This is a genomic window from Bradyrhizobium pachyrhizi, from assembly GCF_029714545.1.
Taxonomy (GTDB): Bacteria; Pseudomonadota; Alphaproteobacteria; order Rhizobiales; family Xanthobacteraceae; genus Bradyrhizobium; species Bradyrhizobium pachyrhizi.
The window spans coordinates 7,962,391-7,987,190 of sequence record NZ_CP121667.1 but is presented as its reverse complement, the minus strand read 5'-3'; the positions used below and the strand labels follow the sequence as shown (position 1 = coordinate 7,987,190).

The 24,800-nt window shown below is 60.9% G+C and carries 16 protein-coding genes and 2 pseudogenes; 9 read left to right on the top strand and 9 right to left on the bottom strand.

Features of this window, described 5'->3' with window-relative positions; genetic code table 11:
- The first annotated feature begins 290 nt into the window (after positions 1-290).
- A complete protein-coding gene (locus QA639_RS37715) occupies positions 291-584 on the top strand; it encodes a hypothetical protein (protein ID WP_028337056.1) in 294 nt (97 codons plus the stop codon).
- A 235-nt stretch (positions 585-819) separates the two neighbouring features.
- Here QA639_RS37715 and groL read toward each other — a convergent pair whose 3' ends face one another.
- The 3 genes from groL to QA639_RS37700 form a co-directional block, all read right to left on the bottom strand.
- Positions 820-2,442: a chaperonin GroEL gene (gene groL, locus QA639_RS37710; RefSeq protein WP_028337055.1), complete on the bottom strand. Its 1,623-nt coding sequence runs from the start codon at positions 2,440-2,442 to the stop codon at positions 820-822.
- Between the two features lie 215 nt (positions 2,443-2,657).
- Positions 2,658-3,674, bottom strand: a complete 1,017-nt coding sequence (locus QA639_RS37705) for a hypothetical protein (RefSeq protein WP_283088659.1) — start codon at positions 3,672-3,674, stop codon at positions 2,658-2,660.
- A 12-nt stretch (positions 3,675-3,686) separates the two neighbouring features.
- On the bottom strand, positions 3,687-6,524 hold the full coding sequence (locus QA639_RS37700; RefSeq protein WP_028337053.1) for a penicillin-binding protein 1A: 2,838 nt from the start codon (positions 6,522-6,524) through the stop codon (positions 3,687-3,689).
- Positions 6,525-6,721: 197 nt separating this feature from the next.
- Between QA639_RS37700 and QA639_RS37695 the strand changes: the two genes are divergently transcribed.
- On the top strand, positions 6,722-7,300 hold the full coding sequence (locus QA639_RS37695) for a hypothetical protein (RefSeq protein WP_028337052.1): 579 nt from the start codon (positions 6,722-6,724) through the stop codon (positions 7,298-7,300).
- 506 nt (positions 7,301-7,806) lie between these two features.
- Here the strand turns inward: QA639_RS37695 and QA639_RS37685 are convergent.
- Positions 7,807-8,352: pseudogene (locus tag QA639_RS37685) on the bottom strand (SOS response-associated peptidase family protein); the annotation flags it as partial.
- On the opposite strand from QA639_RS37685, the pseudogene QA639_RS37680 reads away from it, so the two are divergent.
- Positions 8,341-8,551, top strand: a pseudogene (locus QA639_RS37680) (c-type cytochrome); the annotation flags it as partial. The pseudogenes QA639_RS37685 and QA639_RS37680 sit on opposite strands and share 12 nt — an antisense overlap.
- 421 nt (positions 8,552-8,972) lie before the next feature.
- Here QA639_RS37680 and QA639_RS37675 read toward each other — a convergent pair.
- Together QA639_RS37675 and QA639_RS37670 are read right to left on the bottom strand one after the other, a co-directional pair.
- Positions 8,973-9,884: a complex I NDUFA9 subunit family protein gene (locus QA639_RS37675; RefSeq protein ID WP_028337655.1), complete on the bottom strand. Its 912-nt coding sequence runs from the start codon at positions 9,882-9,884 to the stop codon at positions 8,973-8,975.
- 123 nt (positions 9,885-10,007) lie between these two features.
- A complete protein-coding gene (locus QA639_RS37670) occupies positions 10,008-10,376 on the bottom strand; it encodes a VOC family protein (protein WP_028337656.1) in 369 nt (122 codons plus the stop codon).
- Between the two features lie 262 nt (positions 10,377-10,638).
- Between QA639_RS37670 and bfr the strand changes: the two genes are divergently transcribed.
- On the top strand, positions 10,639-11,121 hold the full coding sequence (bfr, locus tag QA639_RS37665; RefSeq protein ID WP_028337657.1) for a bacterioferritin: 483 nt from the start codon (positions 10,639-10,641) through the stop codon (positions 11,119-11,121).
- A 670-nt stretch (positions 11,122-11,791) separates the two neighbouring features.
- Here the strand turns inward: bfr and QA639_RS37660 are convergent.
- The 3 genes from QA639_RS37660 to QA639_RS37650 all read right to left on the bottom strand — a co-directional run bounded on the left by QA639_RS37660 (position 11,792) and on the right by QA639_RS37650 (position 14,716).
- Positions 11,792-12,637 (bottom strand): SIS domain-containing protein, encoded by an 846-nt coding sequence (locus QA639_RS37660; protein WP_244482281.1) that lies wholly within the window; start codon positions 12,635-12,637, stop codon positions 11,792-11,794.
- A gap of 164 nt (positions 12,638-12,801) precedes the next feature.
- A complete protein-coding gene (locus QA639_RS37655; RefSeq protein WP_028337659.1) occupies positions 12,802-13,758 on the bottom strand; it encodes an N-acetylmuramic acid 6-phosphate etherase in 957 nt (318 codons plus the stop codon).
- 19 nt (positions 13,759-13,777) lie between these two features.
- Entirely contained in the window at positions 13,778-14,716 is a 939-nt protein-coding gene (locus QA639_RS37650; RefSeq protein ID WP_028337660.1) for a glucosamine kinase nucleotide-binding domain-containing protein, read from the bottom strand.
- A 140-nt stretch (positions 14,717-14,856) separates the two neighbouring features.
- Here QA639_RS37650 and nagA point away from each other — a divergent pair, with 140 nt between their 5' ends.
- The 5 genes from nagA to QA639_RS37620 all read left to right on the top strand — a co-directional run bounded on the left by nagA (position 14,857) and on the right by QA639_RS37620 (position 24,304).
- On the top strand, positions 14,857-16,011 hold the full coding sequence (gene nagA, locus QA639_RS37645) for an N-acetylglucosamine-6-phosphate deacetylase (RefSeq protein ID WP_283088658.1): 1,155 nt from the start codon (positions 14,857-14,859) through the stop codon (positions 16,009-16,011).
- A 1,749-nt stretch (positions 16,012-17,760) separates the two neighbouring features.
- Positions 17,761-18,186: a YybH family protein gene (locus tag QA639_RS37635; protein WP_028337662.1), complete on the top strand. Its 426-nt coding sequence runs from the start codon at positions 17,761-17,763 to the stop codon at positions 18,184-18,186.
- Between the two features lie 239 nt (positions 18,187-18,425).
- Complete coding sequence (locus QA639_RS37630) at positions 18,426-21,785, top strand: AAA family ATPase (protein ID WP_283088657.1); 3,360 nt, start codon at positions 18,426-18,428, stop codon at positions 21,783-21,785.
- Positions 21,786-22,078: 293 nt separating this feature from the next.
- On the top strand, positions 22,079-22,318 hold the full coding sequence (locus QA639_RS37625) for a hypothetical protein (protein WP_283088656.1): 240 nt from the start codon (positions 22,079-22,081) through the stop codon (positions 22,316-22,318).
- 732 nt (positions 22,319-23,050) lie between these two features.
- On the top strand, positions 23,051-24,304 hold the full coding sequence (locus QA639_RS37620; RefSeq protein ID WP_028337665.1) for a Spy/CpxP family protein refolding chaperone: 1,254 nt from the start codon (positions 23,051-23,053) through the stop codon (positions 24,302-24,304).
- Positions 24,305-24,800 lie beyond the last annotated feature (496 nt).

Sequence of the window (24,800 nt, the reverse complement as noted above, 5' to 3'; positions counted from 1 at the left end):
AGTTGGACCCTGCCTCCAACCCGGAAATTGCGAACGCGGGTAATTTCGGTGACGGTGCATTCAATATAGCAGGGCGAGATCGGAGGCGGTGAGGGCAAACCGAACGCCTGACTGGCAGCCGCGGGCCCAAGCCGGGTTAGAGCACCGGATCATTAGTCGAGTAACCTGCCGCGCTCCTATTCTCAGTCGTCATTCCCGGCCTTATGTATCCGACGACGAGCACCAGCGCGACGGTCACTGCGATATGGTTCGCCCGCCGGCGATGCTGGTGAAACCAAGGGAGTTAATCGATGAGGTCACTCCTGTTGCTCACGGCCAGCGGTCCGTTGCTGGTCCTCACATCCCACGAACTACTGGATGACAAGCTCCTTGGTGAGCTCAAGGCCAAGGGCATCGGCAAGTTTGTCGCCTTCGATGTTCCGCTCGGTCTCGCGAAGGAACGCTATGGTGGGCATTTCCATGCGGTCGAGAGCGATTTGCACGAAACAGACGACTTGAGGATACTCGATTTCAATGGCCAGCGGATCTTTCAGTTGTTTCGTTTCAATGAGCTCGGTGCCGCAATTTTGCAAGAACAAGCCTGAGGTCCAGGCACCCGTCTGGTTCGTGCAGGATGCGTTGAGCTTTTGAGAATACCCATCGCGGCGATCCCGAGATCGCGGCGCAATATGCCTCGCAATCGCGTTCTGCAGCCGCCAGCCAGCGGCTCGTTACCGTCGGAGCGCGGCCCGAAAAAAGTGTGAAGCGGCTTTCCGAGACGATCGTGCCCGAGCACAGAACCAAAGCACGACAAGGATTTCATTCGGAATTCATCGCTCCTTAGAAGTCGGGTAGCGGCATAGGCGCATGCGTCTCGGTCTTCTTCGGCTTTTCGGCGACCAGTGCTTCCGTCGTGATCAGGAGCGCGGCGATGGAGGAGGCATCCTGCAAGGCGGTGCGCACGACCTTCGCAGGGTCAATCACGCCGGCGTTCACCAAGTCCTGGTAGTCGCCGGTCGCGGCATTAAAGCCCCAATTGTAGTTGTCGTTCTCGAGCACCTTGTTGACGATCAGCGAGCCATCTTCGCCCGCGTTCTCGGCGATCTGGCATGCCGGCGCCCGGAGCGCACGGCGCACGATCTCGACGCCCGCCTTCTGATCGGAGTTGGCCGTCCTGATACCCCTAAGCGCCTTCTGCGCTCGCAGCAGGGCGACCCCGCCGCCGGGAAGAATGCCTTCCTCAACCGCCGCGCGCGTCGCATGATGGGCGTCGTCGACCCGGTCCTTGCGCTCTTTCACCTCAATCTCGGTTGCGCCGCCGACGCGGATCACCGCAACTCCGCCGGCAAGCTTTGCCAGGCGCTCCTGCAGCTTCTCGCGATCGTAGTCCGATGTCGTGCCCTCGATCTGGCCCTTGATCTGCGTCATGCGCGCTTCGATATCCTTTCTCGCACCGGCTCCGTTGACGATGGTCGTGTTCTCTTTCTCGACAATGATCTTCTTGGCGCGCCCGAGCGTGTCGAGCGCGACATTCTCGAGCTTGACGCCGATCTCGTCGGAGATTGCGGTGCCCCCGGTGAGGATCGCGATGTCTTCCAGCATCGCCTTGCGGCGATCGCCGAATCCCGGCGCCTTCACCGCGGCGACTTTCAAGCCGCCGCGCAGCTTGTTGACCAGCAGCGTTGCAAGCGCTTCGCCTTCGACATCCTCCGCAACGATCAGGAGCGGCTTGCCCGATTGCGCCACCGCCTCGAGCAGGGGAAGCACGGTCTGAAGTGTGGACAGCTTCTTCTCGTGGACAAGGATATAGGCGTCTTCGAGCTCGACCCGCATCTTTTCGGCATTGGTGACGAAATAGGGCGAGATGTAGCCGCGGTCGAATTGCATGCCTTCGACGATTTCGAGTTCGGTGCTGAGGCTCTTTGCCTCTTCCACCGTAATAACGCCCTCATTGCCGACCTTCTTCATGGCGTCGGCGAGGAACTTGCCGATCTCGGCGTCACCATTCGCCGAGATGGTGGCGACCTGAGCGATCTCTTCGTTGGCCGTCACCTTCCTGGCATGAGACCTCAGATCGTTGACGATCGCGTCCACCGCGAGATCGATGCCGCGCTTGAGGTCCATCGGGTTCATGCCGGCGGCGACCGACTTGGCGCCTTCCTTGACAATGGCTTGTGCGAGCACGGTTGCGGTCGTCGTGCCGTCGCCCGCGATATCGCTGGTCCTGGAGGCGACCTCGCGCACCATCTGGGCGCCCATGTTCTCGAACTTATCCTCCAGCTCGATCTCGTTGGCGACGGTAACGCCATCCTTGGAAATGCGCGGCGCACCGAACGATCTTTCGATCACCACATTGCGTCCCTTGGGGCCGAGCGTGACCTTGACGGCACTTGCCAGAGTATCAATGCCCCGCAGCATCCGTTCGCGCGCTTCAGTCGCGAACATCACGTCCTTGGCAACCATGATGCGAACCTCCTTTTTTCTCCTTCCATTCCTTCCGGCTCCGCAAGCGTCTCGAGCCGCCTTCGAGCCAGTGCCTTGGTCGTCTGTCGGCGACCGCTGGATCATACAACAATTTCAATCATGTAAGAGTTCGCATTTTTGTTCCGAGTGGCGCGCCAACCTGCACGATATTCCGCGATCGGAGTCCCGATCGGGAGTGCCAGCCCCATGATCGACTAATCCTGCTCATTCCCGCCCATCATGTCGGCGATCGCCTTGATGCGGCTTCTGGCGTACTTCGGCAGGCCGGCGCTCAGCGAATCGCCGCTGTTGAAGGAGCTCTTGCCCATCAGCAGCTGCGCCGGCACGAGATTGCGCAGCACGGGTGTATTGCTATATTCCCTTTGCTTGTTCAGCACGTCGTTCCTGACCGCAACCAGGATGTAGACCGTCGCGATGGCGGCTTCCGGCTCGGTCGGATGCTGTTGCAGAACCGCAAGCAGCTTGCCGAACTGGATAACCTGGTTGACCCAAAAGATGTTCTGCTCGAGCGCGCTGGTGACTGTGGTGTCGAGCGCTGTCAGGCCCGGCAGCTCGGCAAGGTGCGGCTGCGTGATCAACATGATCTCACTCTGGAACTCGATGAAATCCGGAATCGGCTTTTTGCTCTCGTCGCGCAGCTTGTTGGCAAGCTGAATGCCCGCCGGAATTTTCCCTTCGAACATGTAACGGGACTGCGCGCAGATTGCCCTCGCGTCCGCGCACCAGCGGCGATCCGGCGGACGGTTGTGCGCGGCGGCCCCGTCCTTGTTGGGAATAGCATCCCCCGCCACGATCGGCCGGTGCTTGACTGCCGGATCGATCTGCTCGAGGAACGCGATATTCGCATACCGCGACAGATCCAATGTGGCTGCCGGTCTTGGAAGTCGAAACCGCGCTTCTCCCAGGTAGACCGAGAGCTTCAGCTTCGTTTGCTGGTTGAGCGTGGGCTCAACGAAGCTTGGGAAGAGCGAGAGAAAGCGCCGCTGAACCGGGCGCGAGCGAGCCCAATCTTCGAAAGGAATGAGTCCGGTCGAGAAGTCCGTGAGCTTATCGTTGCGTTGGTCGGCGAAGATGACGGTGCGTGGTTTGATCTGTGCTATCGGAACGCTGGCGGCTGCGGGCACGTCCTCCAGCTGGAATTTCTGCGCCGCCGCGCCCGTGCAAGCGGCCACCCAGGCGGCGATGAGGACAGCGGCACGGTGGAGTCTCATGGGCGTCAATGCTCAATTCAGCCGCCACCAGAAATAATCGGGATCGACTCGGAGCGGCGGTCGCGGGAGGCGATCCTCGGCATCGGGATATCCGCGCCAGGAGGGATATTCGCGCGGACCAAGACGCCAGGTCGGGTACGGAAAGGGCGGCTGGTTGTCGCCGTAAGTGTGGTTGTCGTAGGACCACTGCCGGAATGGCCCGGCGTAGCTTTCCGCACGCGAGACGATCCGAAATTGCGTATCATTGGTTCTGCCTGACGGATCCCGCTTGAAGTACTCGGTGAATGCGCGCCCGGAGCCGGCCGGTGCGGGATCGCCAGTATAGGGATCGATCGACAGAGTAACGAGCTGATGCATGGCTTCGCGGGAAGGGCCGTTCAACACCGTCTTGGGCGCGTGCAGCTCCCATGCTGCCTGCACGATCGGCTCGAACATCGGCAGCGCCACTTTTGCTCCGGTCTGGCCACGCCCGAGGGTGCGGCGTCCCCCGTCGCCGTTGTCGTAGCCGACCCAGATCGCGACGGTGACGTCATTGGTGAAACCGACGAACCAGGCATCGGCCCAATTATCAGTGGTACCGGTCTTGCCGCCGACATAGGGCGAGAGATGCTTCACCGTGTGCGCGGTTCCGCGAGCGAGCACGCCCTGAAGCATTGATTTCAACTGGTAAAACGATGCGCGGTCGGCGGAGCCGATCCAGTCCACCGCACGCGGATCGCGCCGGTAGATCGCGCGGCCGTCCTGTTCGATCGTCTCGATCGCATGGGGCTGGGGCCGTGCGCCTTCGTTGGCGATCGCTGCATAAAACGCCGCAAGGTCGATTAGCCGCACGGTTTGGGCGCCGAGCACGAACGGGTAATAGCGCATGCATTCCTTGTAGAGCTGCGCTTCCATCGCGAGCTCGCAGACCCGGTCGAGGCCGTGCTCGGCGCTGTCGTCGAGGCCGGTCGCGAGCAATTGCGCGGTGGCGAGATTCCGCGAGTTTTCCAGCGCACGCCGCAGCGTAATGGCGCCCGAAGCGCCGCCGTCGTAGTTCCTCGGCGACCAGAAACCGCGCTGGCGCGCGGAGCCCGTCGCGCCGATCGGTGCCAGCGTAATGGGTTCGTCCATCACCAGCGTGTTGGGCTGCAGTCCCTTTCGTAGGGCGGCGAGGTAGGTCAGCGGTTTCAAGGTGGAGCCGGGTTGCCGCAGGCTCTGGACGACGCGGTTGAGCTGGCTTGCCGGATACGAAAAGCCGCCCGCCATCGCGAGAATGCGGCCCGTTTCGTTCCCGAGTACAAGCGCCGCTCCCTGCACGGTCGGTCGAATGCGCAGATCGGCACGCGCCACTTGCTTGCCCTTGGCTTCGCCCACCTGAACATAGACCACGTCGTACGGCTTGAGACCGCGCCGGGTCGCGGCGCTCCAGGTGTTCAGCGGCAGGATGCTTCCGTCGGTCAGACCGACGTTGATCGCATCGCCGCGCTTGCCACGCGTATTCTCCAGGACGACCGCCGCTTCCCAGTGAACGTCATAGAGCGGTAGCCGCGTCGTCTTCAACGCCACGAGCCAGGCCGGTTCCGTGGCCGTCAGGTTTGCCGCAATCTGACGGACAGCATCGGAAATGTTCGCCTCGGGTCCCTCGAACTTGTAACGACCGCTGTTCAGCTCGTACCGCGCGAGGCCTTCCTGCAATGTTGCCTCAACTGCGCGCTGCAAGGCCGAGTTGACGGTCGAGTGCACCGTGTAGGAGGAACTGGTGAGACTATCGAGGCCCGCGACCACCTTTGCCTCGCGCGCGATGTGATCGACGAAGTGAAAGCCAAAGTCCAGGCGCGTCGGCCGGTACTCGACGAGCTGCGGCAATACTGGTTGCGCCGCGGCGGCGTCGATCATGGCGTCGTCCTGCATGCGGGCCAGCACGTAAGCAAGGCGCTCGCGCGCGCGCTCATGGTGGTGGTCGGGATTGAAGTAGTTCGGTCCCTTGGCGAGCCCTGCGAGCAGCGCGCCCTCGACTGGGGAGAGCGCCTTGGCTGGTTTGCCGAAATAGCTGCGCGCCGCCATCTCGATGCCCCAGGCCCCGCGACCGAGATAAATCGAGTTGAGATAGAGTTCGAGGATTTCCGCCTTGGTCAGGGCGCGCTCCATCCGCGAGGCTACAATCATTTCCCGCAGTTTTCTTTCGTAGGTGATGTCGTTGCCCACCAGCAGGTTCTTGGCGACCTGCTGCGTAACGGTCGAGCCGCCCTGCGGCCGTCCCGGGTGCGTGAAGTTGCCGATGAAGGCGCGGACCAGTCCGCGCTCGTCAATGCCGGTGTGTTGGAAGAAGCGCTTGTCCTCGGCGGCGACAAATGCATTGCGCACTGCTTCCGGGATATCCGCAAGCTTGACCCAGATGCGGCGATTGTTCGGGACGTAAATCTCAGCAAGACGCTCGCTCCTGCTGTCGAGGACTATGCTGGTGCCAGGAAGCCTGAGGTGCTTAAGCTGCGCGACGTCGGGCAGATCCTTGACCGCGCTGTTGTAGAAAGTGATGACCTGACCAAGATCGACCGGAGATTCTTCCATTTTTTCGACCTTGCAGAACTGCCTGTAGGCCACGTGGAGGTCGGCCAGCTTCAGTCCTTTGAGTGCCTTGATCTCGCTGCTCAATGCCTCCTTGTCGTCCATGGCGGTGGCAATCAGATCGTCTAGGTTGATGTCCTCGATGTCGAAAGCCTTGCGCATGTGGGCGCAGCCGGCACTCAAGAGCTCCGCCACCTCGGAGCGGTCACGTACCGCATCAAACTCCGTCTTGACCCCATCCGGCCGGGTACTGACCTGGCTGAAGGCCAGCGCCGTGGCGAAGATCTTGATGAGAATCGAGTCCATGACCTGCTGCCGGTCAAAAAAACCGTCCCGTGAGGTCCCTTCTTGTAGAACAATACTAAACAAGGCTGTTTCGAGGAAAAAGTTCCCGAGACGCCTCCGCCGCTTCCCCGGCCTTCAGCACCGCTCCGACCTGGCCGGGCTGCGGAACCAACGCTGCGGTCAGTGCGTTTTGGAAATACCGCATTGGCAGCGCACTCATGAACGCCTCTCTTCCCGTCGTACTTGCCGCGGCGCTCCTCGGCGCCGCCATAGCCACGATGCCTGCGGACGCTGCTCCTCGAAAAAAGAACACGCGGGCACTTGCCGCGGTGCCCCCTGCAGCTAGCGCCGCTCAGCCCCCTGCGGACAGATTTTTGGCCTGCGACGTCCGGGTGCGCGACTATCTTCGCGAAGGCGGAGCGGCGATACGGGTGACCAAGATCGAAGTGGACGATGCCCGACTGCAGTTGAACATTCATCATGAGTACGGAGAGGCGGGAAAGTCGTCTCGAAAATACCTCCGCGGGGACAATGAAGAAGAAATGCGCAAGAATCTGCGTGGAATATTGGATGAGTTCGCTGCGGCTGCGAAGGCCGCAGCGGCTGGTCGCGCTTGGTATGTGATCGCTGCTCGCAAGGTCATGCCGGAGCTCCGCGACAATTCGGGCGACACCACGAGTCCGTGGACGGCCATCGTCCTCGCGGATTTCGATGGAAAATGCAGACCCATCACGTTCTATCAGACGGTCGAGCGGAACAAGCTCGATCCTGAACTGAGCAAGAAATTGGATGAGTGAAGTTTTGCGCGTGAAGTGATTTGCAGTCGTAGCGACCGCACCTGGACTCCACGAGAGGCGTGGTGAGGATGCTCAATTCAAGATAGCGCCAAATCGGCAATTGTGTGTGCTGTCGGCGGTGAGTATGCCGTATTGGCGGCGAGACTCGGGTTTCGCGCCTAGAGCATGATCCGGAAAAGTGCGAAGCGGTTTTCCGAAAATCGCCATTCAGCTTTGAGATCGCGATAAGTTCCGATCGTTCGTCAGGCATTCAAAGCTCCCAGAGAGAGAGAGAGAGAGAGAGAGAGCGCTTCGCGTAGCTGTTGAACGAATGATTTGCCTGATGGCGCAAGAGATATTTCGTATTTTCGTAAGTTTGATTGGCTTGGACTCGCCGAATTGGGTTCACCGATCACTTTGCCTCGTCGGAGCAGTAGGATGGCCTCCGGCCCGCGCGGATGCAGGCCCTGTAGAGCCAAGGAGCGACGAAAGATCCCGCCCAAATGCCGCGGCCGGCAGCTTGTGCTTTACTTTGGGCGTCGGCGACGAGACGCCACCACGGCCTCATGGTGACACCAAGATATCTTCCTTCGCCTCACACCGCGTGCGACGATCACTAGCGCATCGTCGGCCAACGGACGCTGCAGCGCCTTGGCCTCGTCCCATGGCGCGCGCATCCAGACATCGCGCTCCTCGTCGGTTGTTAGGACCGGCATCGCCTTGGGATGGATCGGTGCCACGACTGCATTCGGCGCTGTTGTCAGGAAACCATAGACGAGGTGGGCCCGGGGATCGGTTAGGACTTCGTCTAGCGGTCACCCTTGAACTCGGTCCAGATGCCGGCGAAGGCCGTCAGTGGCCTATCGTTGTCACTGCGAACCAGACGGCGTCCTTTTTCTTGGTCTCCGGGTTCGGCTCCGGGGCGTATTCAGCGAAGTTGTTGAACGGCACCAGGCACCGATTTTCCGGCTTCAGCCAGCCGCGCCAGTGCGGCGATGATTTGTTGCGGATGTTCGTGACGGTGGTCCGCCCGTGCGCGGTGGAGGCGGCAGGCCGGTGCGTTGCCGAACGATGCCTTCGGTGTTCAGGTGCGGAGGGATGCGACCTCATCACCGCGACATATGCGCATATCGGCCCGGAAGTCGCGGATACCGCAAGGCGGTTTGCGCGCAACAATCTCGCCTGTAGCAACTGCCATCTCGCAGCCGGAACGAAGAGTTTGGATTGCCGATGTCCGGCCTGTTTGAATTGTTTCCGCAATACAGTGCAAGGAACCGCGCTAACAGGCCGAACACATGGCTGCTCCGACCACCGCCGCAGGCGTGAAGAAAACCCTTGCCCGGAGCCGTCCACACATGGCCCAAAGCGTCCGGCCTCGATGCTTGCTTTGCCTTCTGCTGCTGGCGGTAGACCGGACGTCCGTGCGGCATGAACCAATCGACGCTCATGACCCATCGCGTCATTTCGCAGCGACGCCGCACTCCAGTCGCTTTCGGACTGAAGCGGATACAGAGCCACGCTCACCAATCCTGATTTAGAGGTACGCGTCCAAGGTCAGTTGACCCCGAACTACCTGCGGCTGCCGACGGCGCACAGCCATATTGCCGCCGTCGAACGCCGGATACGCCATCGCGTCCTGTAACAGCAGCGCGCGAACCCGCCTTCTGAAGCGGATTTAACCGATGAGCCCTCGTCATCCGCACTTTGACAGCATCTTTTGGAGTATTGCCTCAACCGGCTGCGGCGAAATCCCAAGTTCGACAAGGCCAGGCGACGACACGGTATCGATCTGCATCAGCTCCACCTGATTGCGCGTGAGAATCGGGTCCGGGAGTATTTCGGAAGCCCATGCCAGCGCGTGCCAAACGGCGAGCGGGATCGGGACCAGGATGGGCGCGAGGCCAGCCTGATGCGCGACGATTCGGACCAATTCTTCGTAGGAATAAACGCGAGGGCCGCCGCACTCGGAGATCGTCGGTTGCGTCTCGGCTCGCTGGATGATCCGGACAGTCGCCTCCGCCACATCTTCCACATAGGCCGGCTGCAGTTTCATCGAGCCGCGGCCGAACATCGGATAGATCGGCAGTCGCCGGAGAAGATTGAGGATGGTCGTAAGAAACGCATCGTCCGGTCCGAACATGACGGCGGGTCGGACGATTTGCGCGCCGGCAAACGTAGCCCTGACCACCAGTTCACCTTCGCCGCGCGCTCGGATGTACCGCGATTGAGACGCGGCATCGGCGCCGATGCCTGACAAGTGAACGAGTCTTTTGACTCCGGCCCGGTGCGCCTGGGCCGCGACCCGTTGGGCGGACTCGACATGAACGGAATGAAACGTCTCGCGCCCGTGCTCGACGTAAAGGCTGACGGCGTTGACAGCGGCATAAGCGCCGGCAAGCGCATTTGCGACGGACCGTTCGTCGTGAATATCGGCCTGGACGAACAGAAGTTGGGAATCATGCGGTCCAAACTGACTGCGCCCGCGATCTGGATGCCTTGACGCGATCCGGACGGGAAACTCGTGATCGCGCAGATGCTGAACGATGCGGCGGCCGAGAAATCCGGTTCCGCCGAATACAGTGACGGTGCGACCGTTCGTTGCCATCCTTTGATCTTTGCTCGAGAGAACGCGCCATAGCCCGAGCCGAAGCTGACGTCAGGGCGATGGCCGTCTGTCGAAACAATACCCTTTCGCAGCGACGGTTGGAATGCAGGCCGCTTCGAACCGCTATTGGACGGAAGCCCGATGCAAAGGTCGAGCGAAACTGAGTTCGTGGCCGTCGGGGTCAGCTAGGTGGAAGAAGCGCTCACCCCATTCGGCATCGCGGGGCACAGTCGCCGGCTGGTAACCCACCGCGAGCGCGCGTTCGTAAAGTGCGTCAACATCGGTGACGTAGAAGATGACCCGACCCCACCAGGACCAGCGCCGTTCGGCGGGCTGGTCGATGAGGTTGAGGTAGCTCGGACCTGCTCGAAAGCTAGTGAACGACGACCATTCGCCGCCATGCAGGACCTCAAATCCCAGGGCTCGGTAGAATCGGACAGCTCGTGGCATGTCATGGGTGCCCAGCGTGAGCGCGCTGATCCCCTCGATCATGGCCAAAACTCCTCTGTTCTACTCCGTACGCTTTTTGAAGTCGCGGCGCAGAGATTAACCTCTCATGTGTGTCGAACGGTGAGCAAGTCAACGCCGAGCGCCCCTTTCCTTGCGTGCCGCTCACGGCGAGCGGTAGGTGCCCCAAACTGCTCGAACCGAAAGCGCTGACGCTCTAAACTCTCCATCGCGTCGGCCACACATCAAGTCCAGGCGCCCACACAACCAATCGATTCCCAGTGGCACCCGCGAAAAGGAGCGGAGCATGAAGGGCGATAAAGACGTTATCGAATACCTCAACAAAGCGCTGCGCCACGAGCTCACCGCGGTGAACCAGTACTGGCTGCACTACCGCCTGCTCGACAATTGGGGCTACAAGGTGCTGGCCAAGGCGTGGCGCAAGGAATCGATTGAAGAGATGCAACATGCAGACAAGCTCATCGAACGCATCATCTTCCTCGATGGATCTCCCAATATGCAGACGCTGGAATCCCTTCATATCGGGAAGACCGTGAAGGCCGTGCTCGATAGCGACTTGCAAGCCGAATTGTCGGCACACTCCCTCTACGCTGAAGCTGCGACCCATTGCCATCGGGTCAAGGACTACGTGACACGGGATCTGTTTGAGCAACTCATGCACGATGAGGAAGAGCATATCGATTTTCTGGAAACCCAGATCGAACTCGTCGCGAGGATCGGACTCGAGCTATATGCCCAGCGTCATATCGGAGAGCTCGACCAGGACTAAAGTGCCAACGACTGCTTTCGGCCCAAATGCGAAGTTGCGGCCAACGGCGAGTACGTCCGGTTATGGGGGGAAAGCGGAAGTGAATGGCCGATTGTTAAGACGGCGCGATTGACCCCAACCGGAAGGGATTCAACGGCACTCAAGCAGTCTGCTCTTATGAATTTGTTTGGCCTCAACCTGGCCTGGATGAACGGATGTCCCTCAAACCGACCCGAACGACCTTAGCGGACATGGCAGCTCGCTGTGGCGCGACTATCGTTGTAGCGGATCATTGAGTTACACTCAGAAGCTCTCGGTTTGCTATTCGGGCATTCCGCCAGAGAAAAATCCGATTGCGGGTCCAGTGCTGGTTTGAGCCGGCAATTGTCGGAATGACCATCTTCCCGCGATATTACGCGTCGCTTGATTGCGGAGCGCGAGCCCCCACGAACGAAAAGTGCACGTATCTGGTGCGGTTTCTGGTGCGCCGGTGGCGCTGCAGGCAACGAGAACGAAGTAAGCTATTGATCTCCTTGGTGGGCCCGGCAGGACTTGAACCTGCAACCAGACCGTTGTAAGCGGCAGAATAGCGATCAGCTTCGTCGCCCTTGCCGCGCATTCGGTCGCTTCTGCTCGCGTTTGTTACGTTTTGACGATGTCGCTCCCGCTTTGGTCGCCAGCCAGCGATCAGTCAAAACGTCTCGGTAACCTTGCTCAGGCGAGGGGGACGATCCGGGTCAAATCCGCGCGCGCATGCCGCCTGCTCGATCATCCGGTAGGCCGGAACGAGCATGGTGATCGGGTCGGTGGCGGGGTCATCCTCGACCAACCAAGGCAGCGAGCCAAGCGGTCCGCCGCAGAGATGCAGCGCGATCTTTTGCTCGCGCAATTCCTCTGCCAGTGCGTCCACCGTGGCCGCCGTTTCATCCATGACACGCATCATGACAACTGGCGTGCGCGACGATAACGCGGCACGTGGCCCATGCTGCAGTTCGGCGGCACTCAGTCCGATGGAGGGCAGGCGCATGATTTCCGAAAGCTTGAGCGCGATCTCCCTCGCCGAGCCCAGGCCCAGGCCCCGAGCCGCCACAAACACAGCTGATGCCTTGACGAGATCATCGGCAATCTCCGACCAGTCGAGCGCCAGCGCGCGGTGCAGGCGCTCGGGCAGCCGGTCGAGGGCTGACCGCAGCGCACGATCTTGCGCCAACTCGGCAACCAGTCCGGCACTGGCGGCCATCGAGCCGATCACGGTCTTCGTCGCCGCCACGGAGTGTTCTTGACCGGCTTCGATCGGAACGACGAATTCCGCTTCGTCAGCCACCGGCGACGACGTCGCATTGACGATGGCAATCGTGCGTGCGCCCGAGGCTCGTGCCGACTTGGTCGCGGCGACGAGATCCGGGCTGCGCCCGGATTGCGAGATCACGATGAACAGCGCATCGCGCAGCATCAAGGGTGTGCAAAATGCCGTGACCACCGAGGGAGCACTTGCTGAAACGGGAAGGCGAAGCCGCGTCTCGACAAGATACCTCAAGAAAACTCCGGCATGCCCGGAGCTTCCCCGACCACACACGACGCACAAGGGGGCGGAGTCAATCCCAATCCGCTGTGCGATGTCGCGCGCGGCGGGTCGGCTGCGAACAATGTTAGCGACAACATCCGCGCTTTCCCCGATTTCGCTCGCCATCGCGGATATCGTCATGGCTCAACCACTCCGCCTCGGCCGCGTCCCGCCGCTCCCTTTGGGAGTCGGTCACGATGCGAGTCACGATTCCTGGCGAGTTCGACAAACACTTGCCGAAGGTTGCCGTCACAGTTCTCCAGAACGGTCTCCGCATCAACCCTGTCGACACCGAGCGCCAGAAGGACTGCGATCTTGATGTCTCCCTCGGCCTGCTCGAGCGAGCGTGCCGCGTGCGACGGATTACAGCGCGCGATTTGCGCCACCATGGCCTCGGCGCGCCGCTTCAGCTTGGCATTGGTCGGCGGCATGTTCACCATCATGCCGCGATATACCCGGCCAAGGCGCAGCATGATTCCTGAGGAGATCAGGTTGAGCACGACCTTCTGCGCGGTGCCCGCCTTCATCCGCGTGGAGCCGGCGATCAGCTCTCGGCCGGTCTCGACCAGGATCGGAAACTTTGCCGATGCCAGCAGTGCGGTGCCGGGATTGTTGGCGACACCAATCGTTACTGCATCGAAAGACCCTGCCTGCTGCAGCGCCGCGACCGTGAACGGCGTTGTGCCGCTGGCGGCTACCGCAATCACCACGTCGTGCGGCGTGAGCCGTGCGGCGCTGATCTGCGTGACTGCATCATCGACATCGTCCTCCGCGCCCTCGATGCTGGTGACGAACGCGCTGTCACCGCCGGCAACGACGAAGCGGACGCGCTCGCGGGGCCAAGCAAAGGTCGGCGTCAGCTCGGCCCCGTCCTGGACCGCCACGCGGCCTGACGTGCCAGCGCCGACATATACAATGCGACCGCGGTCGCCCAACACCGTCTTGGCCGCTTCGGCTGCCGCAGTGATCGCGGGAAGGGCATGGCCGATCGCGGCGACCGCCGCAAGCTGGCCCTCCCACATCGCTTCCATCGCTGACGTCAGCGACCATGCATCAAGGTCGGCAAATCTGGGATCGACTTCTTCGGTGGCCATATCCGTGATCCAAGCACCATCAAACGCGGAACTTCGAAGCCTGTTCATGGTCAGTTTCTCTCTTGGGCGGGTCCAGCTTGCGCAGGTCGAGCCGCCCTCGGGCCACAAGCAGCGCGCCGGCCGCTGCGTCGGCGTCAGGACGCCTCAGGCGGGCGCGCAGATCAGGCGTTAGCCAGGGCGTAATCGCATCCGCGAGCCCGCCCACCAGCGCGAGCCGGTCAATTCCTTTAGCCAGGAACAGATCAAGCAGATCGCCAATGGCATCGGCCGCGCGTTCGACAATGCGGCGGCCGACCGGATCGCCCTGATTGGCGTGCCGCATCACGGTCGGCGCGAACGCGGCGTAGTCGGTGGCCCGGGCTTCTTCAGACCACGCCACGGCCTGATAAGGATCTTGATCGAATGCGCCCAGCACCTCTGCAAGCAATGGTGTCAGCTCGCCGCGGCGATCCGCGGCCCGCAGCGCCAGTCGAACGACCTGCAGGCCAATGTCGGCGCCGCTGCCTTCGTCCGAGACTGGGAAGCCGTAACCGGCGATGCGGATCTCGCTGCCGCCAATCAGGCCGACACCCACCGAGCCCGTGCCGGCCACCACGATGGCCCCGTCCGCGCCGCTATGGGCGCCGAGACAGGCAGCTAGGCCATCGCTGACGAAGATAACGGACGCAAAGGGATGCGGGATCTCTTTGAGCGCCGCTTCCGCGCCCCGGCGACCAATGCCGGCGAGGCCAATTCCGGCGTGCATCCGCGCGAAATCCTCGCGCGTCAGTTCGGACTGTGCGGCCGCCGCTTCGGTGGCCTCCATGATGGACCGCCAGGCCCTGTCGAAGCCAATACGGGTCGTGGCAGGCCCCGAGCTCGCTTCACCGAGTACCCTGCCGTTTTCGTCCTCGACCCGGGCGCGGCAGCGGGTTCCGCCCCCATCGATGCCGAGATAGGTGGTACCTTTTGTTTCCATTAGAAGTTAACGCAAGGATTTAGCTCCGGGTCCCCCAAGCCCGTTGTGTACATATAAGGACCTGTACAGCACGGGACTCGCCTCACGAGTCCGTGATTGCCATTCTCGGATCAGCACTTATGGGCCAAGCTGGGTCTTCCGTGGTTTTCTCGATTGCAGCGCAGCACATCTTTGATGGTGCCGACATGCGCGGGCCGGGGTCGGTCAGGATATCGCAGGGGCGGATCGAAGGCATTACCGAGGAGGCGCGCGCCTCGATCCACCTTCCTCGGGATGCGATACTTGCACCCGGATTCGTCGATGTTCAGGTGAACGGAGGCGGCGGCGTTCTTCTCAACGACCAGCCAACGGAGGCCGGCGTTCGCCGCATCGTCGAGGCGCACCGCAAGGCCGGCACCACGGGCTGTTTGCCAACCCTCATCACCGATCGAAGCGAGGTCATCGAACGATTGGCTGTAGCAGCTCAGGCGTGCCTCGAAATTCCCGGCGTGCTCGGCTTTCATCTGGAAGGTCCGGCCCTCAACAGGTCTCGCAAGGGCATTCATCCGGAAGCCGAGATACGCGTGCCCGATCGGTGCGATCTCGCCGCCATTAAAAGCTTCGGGGACCGCGGTCGCTCCATGGTGACCTTGGCACCGGAATGCGTGCCCGCGTCCATGATCGATGAATTGATCGGCGCCGGATTGCGTATCGCGGCCGGCCACAGCGACGCCACCGCAGCCGAAATCGGGCAGGCGGTCGATCGCGGCGTCTCGGGGGTGACCCATCTGTTCAATGCCATGTCGCAGTTAACCGCCCGAGAGCCCGGCTTGGTGGGTGCCGCGCTGGGAGATGACCGGTTGTTTGCAGGGATCATCTGCGACGGCATCCACGTTGACCGCGCCTGCTTGCGTGTTGCCTTGCGCTGCAAGGGACGCGATCGATTGACACTGGTTACCGATGCCATGCCATTGGCGGGCACGAGCGACCGGCAATTCCTGCTACAGGGAAGGGAGATCACGTTGCACGACAATCGCCTGACTGACCGGGATGGCACGCTCGCGGGCGCTCACCTCACCATGATCGAGGCGGTGCGCAACGCTGTTGCGCTCATCGGAATCTCCCTTGTCGATGCTCTTATCATGGCTTCCCGGACGCCCGCGGCATTTCTGGGCCTTGGGTCCGAGCTTGGACGGATCGCGCCCGGATACCGCGCGGATCTTGTCGCCTTTAATCCGAACTTTGAGGTCGTCGGCACATGGATAGGCGGTGTCGGTTCGATGGGTGAGGCGAACAACGCTTCCGAGCGGGGTTAGATGCGCAACCAGCCCAAGCGGGGGGAGTGTGAGCGCCAAACCTGACAGGGGCCTGACGAGTTATCTGCGCCAGTAGACTGCGTGGTGCACGTCGCCCGGCAATTACGCCCTAGTCAGTGCCCGAAGAACAACCACAGCAGGATGATCACAGGAATTGGCACGCCCAAAAGCCAAAGCAAAACGCCTTGTCCCATCGCGCTTCTCTCCCTTGATTATTTATGCCAATGGCAACTCCGGAAGACGCGTCCACGTTCCTAGCCGGCCGATCGCGTCGTCATCACCGCCGAAGGTGAAGGGCGGATAACGGTAGTCATCCCTTAATGATGAGGCGCCCCAGAAACGCATTGCAGGCCCGCTCGGCTTCAGCGAACGAATTGAAGGGAGATCCGGATACGTGAGCCGCTGGCATATTCAGAAAGTCGGGGCGATATGATGCAACAAAGCCCGGCTCTCCATGCAATCCAGGTCCACTCCGGCTCTCATTGCTGATGACGAATGAATAGTCGTCGCTGCTTGCGATCCATATCTCCAGTTCAGTATCGACTCGGCGGAAGTGTAGGGCCATTTCACCCTCCACAAACTTTGATCCTCCGTGATCATCCACATGGGGCGCTTAGCCCGCTCTTGTGCGGTTGGCCGCTTCAGCCTCCCGCGCTAGCCGTTCGGCCTTTAGGCGCTCTCGATTATCGTGGATCGCTTTTTGCGCTTTGGCGTAATCCGTCATAGCATCCTTCGGCCTGACCGTTTTGAATGCCTTGTTTGCTTCGCGTTCCGCGGCCGTCGGCGCCCGTCGGTCTCGGTCTTTAGCCATTGTTGACCTCCCATTTGGGCTAACTAGTCAACGCGCGGAGCTAGCTTTCGATCCTATTAGCTCGGCCCACGGTCGGCTCGAGGATCTTCGACACCAAGCGCTTTGAGCCACATGGCGCCAATCGGCGCGGTCGCTATCCTGCACCGAAACCCCGTGAACAAACAGCGATAAAGGTGGTCAATCAGGATCGAGTTTCATTGCTCTTGTTGATTGTTTCGGTCGCTGATTACGTTCCGGACGTAGGGTCCTGGGGCGGCAATGGCAGCTGAAACGCTCCTACAAGGCTGATATGAACCTTTGGCTCTTCATCGTTGGGATAGGCGACTGAAATTGCAGCAGATGCGAACGCCCTCCGAGCGCACCATAATCCTAAAGCGATACGTCGTCGCTATGGGCTTCACATTGGCCGAGCATCCGGCTCGAGAATTGGTGCGCGAAGCATTTGCTACCATAACGCACGAGATGCGCCCACTTGATACCTCTGAGCGACAGCGAAAAGGGACTTAGTGCTAAGCTACATGTCTGCTTGTCGAGCGATAGGCGGCAATCGTCTCTTGGGACACCGTCAGTTTTTGGACCCGAAGCCGACATCAGCGCTTGGTGAGGCGCTGTGACTGCCTCAAACGTGCCAGCGCTATGCGCAGGCGGTTGCAGGATGGTGGCGCTGCCTCCTGCGTAGCGGTCCCACATTTCTTTTCTTCTAGATCCCTCGACCAGCTCGAGCCCAGCACGCATCGGATCGTTCGCAATCTCATTGGGATCAAAACCGCTCAGGTCGCTGGTGAGGCGCGCAGCGCTGGTTAGTCAATGTTGCTGACGGTAATTCCCCGGAATTGCTGGCGCGCCGAACCCGGTCTGGGATGCCTCATTCAACGCATCCGCTTCTTGTCAAGTCAACGTCCGCCCTGCATTCGCATCGAACATATTTGGAGATGATCATGCGTAGCATAGCCTTGATGATTGCATTCGTGATCTCGTTTACCGCACCGGCTTTGGCTCAAAAAGCCGAGATCGAGGCCATCAATGCGAAATGGATTGAATTGTTCAACAAGGGCGACTTCTCTGGAGTTGCGTCACTCTACAGCACGGATGCGACCGCATTCCCGCCAGGTTCTGCGATGGTGCACGGCCGATCAGCCATCGAGGCAATGTGGAAAAGCATGGCGGAACAAGTTGGCGATCCGAAGCTCGCAACCCTTGACGTTAAGCCCCTTGGCCCATCCGCGGCGCGCGAGATTGGGACGTTCGCCCTCAAGACCAAGGGACCGACACCGAAGGATGTGACTGGAAAGTATGTCGTGGTTTGGGAGAAGGTCGACGATGATTGGAAGCTGACCACCGACATCTGGAACGAGGGCAACTAGGCATCTCTGTTCATAGCTGTGCTTCGCGCCAAACGCGGCTTTATGTTGAGTTGGCTATTGCACGGTCGAAGGCGCGCGCGATCGGGGCCTCATGGCATCGCTTGGCAGTGCCCACCTTTCGCCGGAGCCAATGTGTTAAACTGGCTGAGATGTCTCGCGATCGGTGCTTCCATTTGCAGATGTGCCTTCGCAGGTCTCTGCAATGTGCTACTCTTATCCCTATTGGCCATAGGTATACCATGACAGGTATTGCAGAGTGGCTGGCATCGATCGGTTTGGGAGAGTACGCCGATCGTTTCGCAGAGAACGCCATCGACCTCTCGGTCGTCGGCGATCTCACGGAGCAGGATCTCAAGGACCTCGGCGTCCTGCTTGGGCACCGGCGCAAGATGCTGCGCGCGATTGCGGCACTTGAGGATGATGTCGCTGAAACGGACCAAGCGACTGCCAAACCAGCGCCGCGAGACAGCGCCGAGCGGCGCCAAATCACGGTCATGTTTTGCGATCTGGTGGGCTCGTCCGCACTTTCGGCCCGGCTGGATCCGGAGGACTTGCGCTCGATAATCGGCGACTATCACGCCTGCATCGCTGAGGTTATCGCCCGGAGTGAGGGCGTTATCGCGCGCTACATGGGGGATGGCGTGCTTGCCTATTTCGGCTACCCCCTGGCGCACGAGGACGATGCCGAGCAGGCGACACGCGCGGGGCTGTCACTGGTCGATGCCGTGGCCAACCTTCAGGCAGATATCGGCACCAAGCTGCAGGTTCGCGTTGGCATCGCTACCGGTATGGTCGTCGTGGGCGATCTGATCGGCGAAGGCGCCGCCAAGGAGCAGGCGGTGATCGGTGAGACACCGAATCTGGCTGCTCGTCTGCAGCAGTCCGCCGAGCCCGGTACGGTGCTGATCTCCGAGAGTACGCGCCAGCTCACCGAAGGATATTTCGAATACTGCGATCTTGGCTCCATCGCGCTGAAAGGATGGGCCGAGCCAATACCTGCCTGGCAGGTGCTCGGGACGACTGGAGTGGAAAGCCGCTTTGAGGCTCAGCACAGGACCCGATTGACGCCCTTGATCGGGCGAGACGAGGAGATCGAGCTGCTGTTGCGGCGCTGGCAGCATGCCTCTTCGGGCGAAGGTTGCGTAGTGGTTCTAACTGGCGAGCCAGGTATCGGTAAGTCGCACATCGCGCTGGCGCTTCAGGAGCGGCTCCAAGCCGAACCACACATTACGGTCCGCCATTTCTGCTCGGCGCACCATACCAACAGTGCGTTGTATCCGTTCATCGACAATCTCGAACGTGCTGCCCGGTTCGAAAGAGGCGAAGCGCCGACGGAGAAGTTTGCCAAGCTTGAAGCTCTGCTGTTGCGGTCTGGCGCCGACGCAGATCGTGTGGTGCCGGCTCTAGCAAACCTTCTGTCGCTGCCGATCAGTGATCGTTACCAGCTGCCCGAGCTCAGTCCGCAGAAACGCAAGGAGATGACGTTGGCGGCATTCTCGGCTCAGCTCGAAGCGTTGGCTGCGCGGCAGCCAGTATTCATCATCTTTGAGGATGCCCATTGGTCGGACCCGACTTCGATGGAGCTGCTCACGATTACACTGGAGAAGGTGCCACGACTCCGAGTGCTGCTGCTCATCACCGCGAGACCAGAGTTCGCGCCGCCCTGGCCTGGTCATGCACATGTGACGACCGTCTCGCTTACACGGCTGAACCGACGCAACGGGGCGGCATTGATCGAGCGCGTCACGGCAGGCAAGACGCTCCCGGAGGAGGTCTTGGACCAAATCCTCGCTCGCACCGACGGCGTGCCCCTGTTCGTCGAGGAACTTACCAAGGCGGTGCTCGAAACCGGCTTACTGCAGGAGCGAGACGACCATTACGTGGTCAGCGGTCCGCTACCCTCGATGGCGATTCCAACGACATTGAACGCATCGCTGATGGCTAGGCTCGACCGATTGGCCCCCGTGAAGGAAGTTGCTCAGATCGGCGCCGTTGTGGGGCGCGAGTTCTCGTACGAACTGCTGAGCGTGGTCGCCAAGCTGCCAAGGCAACGGCTTGAGGAGGCGCTTGCCCAGTTGGTTCAGGCGGAGTTGATATTCTGCCGAGGCGAGATACCCCGGGCGGTCTACACCTTCAAGCATGCGCTCGTGCGGGACGCTGCCGAAGCGGGACTTCTGAAGAGCCGACGCGCAGCGCTGCATGCCGCCGTCGCCAACGCTTTCGAGCAACGATTCCCGGAAATTGTGGAGTCCCAACCCGAGACTCTCGCACTCCACCTTACCGAGGCGGGATTGTTCGAAAAGGCGGGAGAATATTGGCTCCAGGCAGGCAAAAAAGCGGCCATGCGCTCCGCCAACCTCGAAGCGATCGCACACTTGCGCAAAGGCATTGAGGTCTCGGCCCATTTGGCCGACGGTGCACTTAAGGACCGGCTGGAGCTTGATTTCCAGTACGCGCTCGGGCCCTGCCTCATTGCCAGCCAGGGGCCGGCCTCGCCCCAGGCGGTGGCGACCTTTGCGCGAGCGCGCGAGCTGTGCCAGCGGCTCGGAGATCCTCCCGAGCGACTACAAATCATGTTTTGGTTGACCACCGCGAGCGTCATTCGTGGCGAGTTGCCGGTCGCCGAGGAAATGATCTCGGTGTTGCTCGATCTTGCGGAGGGGCGGGGCGATCGACCAACGTTGCTCAACGCGATGCGTGGGCAAGGGATGATACGCCTTTTCATGGGAAATCTCGTAGGTGCCCAAGAGGTGATCGAACGGGCCTTCGAAGCGTTCGAAGCGAGCAGCGAGCATGACAGATTGGCGGCGCGTGCTGCCGGCCAGGATGCGGGTGTGGCCGACCTGGCTTTGATGTCATGGGCGTTCTGGCTGCAGGGCCGTGCTGATACGGCACTCGCACGTGTAAATGCCGCCCTTCAGCGTGCCGACGTCATCAGTCATCCGCATTCGCAGGCCTATGGATTCTATTATGCATCCATTCTCCACGCTCTTCGGGGTGACTTCCGAAAGGCACACCGCTATGCCGATCGTTGTCTCGCCTTGTCGGAAGAACTCGGATTCCGGCAGTGGCGAGGATTGGCTCGCGCCACCCGGGGGATAAGCGCCACCTTCCTTGATCCTTCGTCCGCTGCGCTCGAGGAAATCCGCACGGCGATGAACGAATATCGCGGCGCGGGCTATCAGCTTGGCATCACAGCACTCTATGTGCTCCTGAGTGCGGCTTTGTTGTCGAGCCATCAAAGCGAAGCTGCGCTCGAACTGATTGAGCAGGGTCTCGCTACAACCGCCCGCAATAGCGAACGGATATTTGAGGCCGAGCTGTATCGATTGAAAGCGCGCGTATTGCTCGTCCGCGATGCACCGGAGGCCAGCACCGATGCACGATCACTGCTCGATCACGCATTGACAACTGCAAAAAGCCAACGCGCCAAGGCCCTTGAACTTCGAGTAGCAGTAGACCTCGCCAACTTGTGGATCGATCAGGACAGAACCAGCGAAGCGCTCGACCAGCTCGTGCCCATCTATGGCTGGTTCGTCGAGGGTCTTGAAACGCAGGATTTGAAGCAGGCAAAGGCATTACTCGACCGACTGCGGTAATTCCGCCTGGACTGCGGATATTGGAGCTTGGCTCAGCAGGTCGGTCTCAAGGCTGTTTTACCTTGCCGTTACGCAGCCCGCCTTCGACATTCGTGATATGCCTCCTTTACCTCTCGCCATCCCGCCTCATCGTTTTCCGCAGGATTCTCATTTATGAAATGTGGCCCGTCATGCGGCGGACGTTTTCCGTGTTCGTAGTATGCCTTGATTGCTTGTTCAGCAGCGATCCTTCCCAACTTTCTCCCGCTGTCCAGGTTGCTGTGGTTCCATTTGAAACTGATGTGCCCCGGCACATGAATCTCGACTATTGTGCCCTTCCACGGATGCTCCCCGGATTTTGGCTTGTCGTACCGCACGTGATATTTGAAGAGCTTGACATCATCTTCGCCAACGGTCGCTGCGAACAATTGGCAGAGATTTGCCAAGGCATCGTGAAGGTTTTCCGGTCTGCCACCAGTGGCGATGTCCTGCGGCAGGGCCTGATAACAGGTGGTGTCGCGGCCGGTCCGCGTAACGCGAACGTCTACTTCTGAGGCGTGCTGCGAATCCTGGAAGTGGCACCTTTGAGATATGGCGGCCGGCTCTGAAGATGTCCGTTCATTGGGGTAGACCGGAAGTACCCGACTGATTGCTAAAACGGCGCCTTTGACCCGAAGCGGACCATCACCCCTCTGGCACGGCGGTGAGGCGCACGTACCCATACAGAAGCGCTCGACCCAGCAAGGTAAATCGGATTGTCGCCTTGTTGCGTAGCGAGCAAGCGACGGATGGTGAACCCGGAGTTGAGTGCAAGTCCCCGTTGTTGCAGCGGTTCGCGCGCCGGTCAAGCCCAAGGCAGCGGCGAGCGCCAAATGAGCGAGAGGATGATTGCGGTTCGCGTCAGTGCTTCTTCGTAGCCAACTGACGGCCTCGGCGTCCGAACCGAGCTGTAGCTTGGCCACGCCCGCAGAACGCATCCACCGGTAGGCGTCAACGTCGCGAGGGGAGAGATGGAAGGCCTCGAGTATATGGTCTTCGGTCTCGACAGCGCGCCCCATATTGAATTTAGCTAAACCAAGGGCAGCAGCATGAACGTCGGCCGAATTCCACGCTGTAATTTCGCTGGTTTGACGTCGTGACCTGACCGCAGGTTCACCCGAATGAAGACGGCGGAGGAACTTTCGGTTTCGCAGCGAGTCATAGTCATGACGCGATGCTGGCCGCCAAGGAGGGAAGCCAAGGGAGAGATCATGTCAAAGTCCGACCTTGGAAAGTCCGACCTTGGAATGGCTGCTGCCGGCGTTGCACTGGTCGTTCTGGGAGCGCTGCCGAGCGCGGCCGAGGCGGGCTTCCGCCTGCGCGTTGGCGGCCCCGTGAGCGTCGCGCGCTTCGCGATGGCCGGCATGCTGTCGGTCGCAGGTCTCCGCCACGCGCGGATGGCGGCGCACCACAGCCACGTCCGAATGGCTGCTTTAGGACCGCAAGATCTTCGCCCCGCCGCCGAGTCGATCCGCCCGACTGAGCGCGCTCAGCTCACTGCCGTCGCGGCGCTGGCCGGCTGGCACGGCGGCCGAGCTGCGCAAGGCTGGTGGCAGCACTCCGACGGTTCATACGGCTGGGTCGGTCCGCTCTTCTGGCCGTTCGCCTATAGCGATCTCTATGACTACGCGCTTCTCAATGATGGCAGCGGCTTCTGGGCCTATGGCTACGGCGATCTCTACGCCGCGATCTTCTCGCCCTATGCTGCAAGCGATCTCTCAGCGTTTGCGGCCGAGCGCCCCGCCGGGAGGCGGCATCGCAAAGCGCCCTCCGTGCAGGAGCTCTGTGGCGGCGATACGGCCGAGACGACCGGCCTTCCCCTCGAGCGGATTGGCCGGGTGGTCGCGGCGAACGAGGCGCAGCGCGCAGCCTTCGACGAGCTCGCGAGCGCCTGGATTTCGGCCGGCGACACCATCCGCGCCTCCTGTCCAGCACAGGCCGCGACCACCGCGCCGGAGCGGTTCGCTGCTATGCAGAGCCGCGTCAACGCGATGCTGAGCGCAGTTGCGGCCATTCAGCCGCCATTTCAAAAATTCTACGATCTCCTAAGTGATGAGCAGAAGGCGCGGCTCAACACGCCCGAACGCGACCGCCGCGCTAACTCTGCGGCCGCGAAGCTGAAGGAGATGCAGGACGCCGCCTGCCAGGCGAGCCGCGAACCGCAGGACGAGCAACAGGCCGAAAAGCAATACCGCCAGCTCGTCGCCCAGCAATGGCCCCTCGACGACATCGCTGCCAGCCTGAAACTGACCGATACCCAACGCGCCGCGCTCGAAGTGGTGCAGGACACCACGATGGGCACCATGGAAGCCTTAAACGCATGCCCGCCAAAGGACGCGCTCACTCCGCCGGCCCGCCTTAATGCCATAAAGGCGCGGTTGGAAGCGATGCGAGAGGCGATCATGAGCGTGAACGACGCGGTCGACGATTTCCGTTGGAACCTGAGTGACGAGCAGAAGACGCAGTTCGAGGGGCTCGGTCCGAAGAAGCGGGGCGTGTGATTATTCCATCCACAAGCGGCGCTGATCGGCTAAGGCAACACTTCGCGTCGCCTGTCGCATTTGCTAGTCATCCGTTAAGAAGGGCTGGACATGCGAGCATGCGCGATAGGGGCGGGCTCTAAGCAGTTCCAACGCGCGACCGAGGCGTCGTCCAACATGATCTTCGAGGCGCGCACGTGATCAACTGAGCCCCTTTGGATGTCGCTTATTGGCCCTTAGCGGACTAGATTGGCGTCATGGCTGACTTCCGCTTTGCCGGAGATAGCCGACTTCACCGCCAAAGGGAGAGACTGCTTCTGTCGGTGCCTCTCCGTCGGCCGAAGGCGAGGATCGTGGGTGGCACTGTCGCGTCCACTCATCAGCAGGTGAGCTTGCCTGACGCCGATGCGAACTTTCGTGTGAACGAAAACAGCACGTATCTGGTGCGGTTTCTGGCTGCGGGCAACCAGGACCCAGTAAGATACTGATCTTCTTGGTGGGCCCGGCAGGACTCGAA

What these genes read in the sequence shown, in the direction of transcription:
- QA639_RS37715 (WP_028337056.1), top strand. Translation starts at nt 291, where the DNA reads ATGAGGTCACTCCTGTTGCTCACGGCCAGCGGTCCGTTGCTGGTCCTC.
- groL (WP_028337055.1), bottom strand. Translation starts at nt 2,442, where the DNA reads ATGGTTGCCAAGGACGTGATGTTCGCGACTGAAGCGCGCGAACGGATG.
- QA639_RS37705 (WP_283088659.1), bottom strand. Translation starts at nt 3,674, where the DNA reads ATGAGACTCCACCGTGCCGCTGTCCTCATCGCCGCCTGGGTGGCCGCT.
- QA639_RS37700 (WP_028337053.1), bottom strand. Translation starts at nt 6,524, where the DNA reads ATGGACTCGATTCTCATCAAGATCTTCGCCACGGCGCTGGCCTTCAGC.
- QA639_RS37695 (WP_028337052.1), top strand. Translation starts at nt 6,722, where the DNA reads ATGAACGCCTCTCTTCCCGTCGTACTTGCCGCGGCGCTCCTCGGCGCC.
- QA639_RS37675 (WP_028337655.1), bottom strand. Translation starts at nt 9,884, where the DNA reads ATGGCAACGAACGGTCGCACCGTCACTGTATTCGGCGGAACCGGATTT.
- QA639_RS37670 (WP_028337656.1), bottom strand. Translation starts at nt 10,376, where the DNA reads ATGATCGAGGGGATCAGCGCGCTCACGCTGGGCACCCATGACATGCCA.
- bfr (WP_028337657.1), top strand. Translation starts at nt 10,639, where the DNA reads ATGAAGGGCGATAAAGACGTTATCGAATACCTCAACAAAGCGCTGCGC.
- QA639_RS37655 (WP_028337659.1), bottom strand. Translation starts at nt 13,758, where the DNA reads ATGGCCACCGAAGAAGTCGATCCCAGATTTGCCGACCTTGATGCATGG.
- QA639_RS37650 (WP_028337660.1), bottom strand. Translation starts at nt 14,716, where the DNA reads ATGGAAACAAAAGGTACCACCTATCTCGGCATCGATGGGGGCGGAACC.
- QA639_RS37635 (WP_028337662.1), top strand. Translation starts at nt 17,761, where the DNA reads ATGCGTAGCATAGCCTTGATGATTGCATTCGTGATCTCGTTTACCGCA.
- QA639_RS37630 (WP_283088657.1), top strand. Translation starts at nt 18,426, where the DNA reads ATGACAGGTATTGCAGAGTGGCTGGCATCGATCGGTTTGGGAGAGTAC.
- QA639_RS37625 (WP_283088656.1), top strand. Translation starts at nt 22,079, where the DNA reads ATGAATCTCGACTATTGTGCCCTTCCACGGATGCTCCCCGGATTTTGG.
- QA639_RS37620 (WP_028337665.1), top strand. Translation starts at nt 23,051, where the DNA reads ATGGCTGCTGCCGGCGTTGCACTGGTCGTTCTGGGAGCGCTGCCGAGC.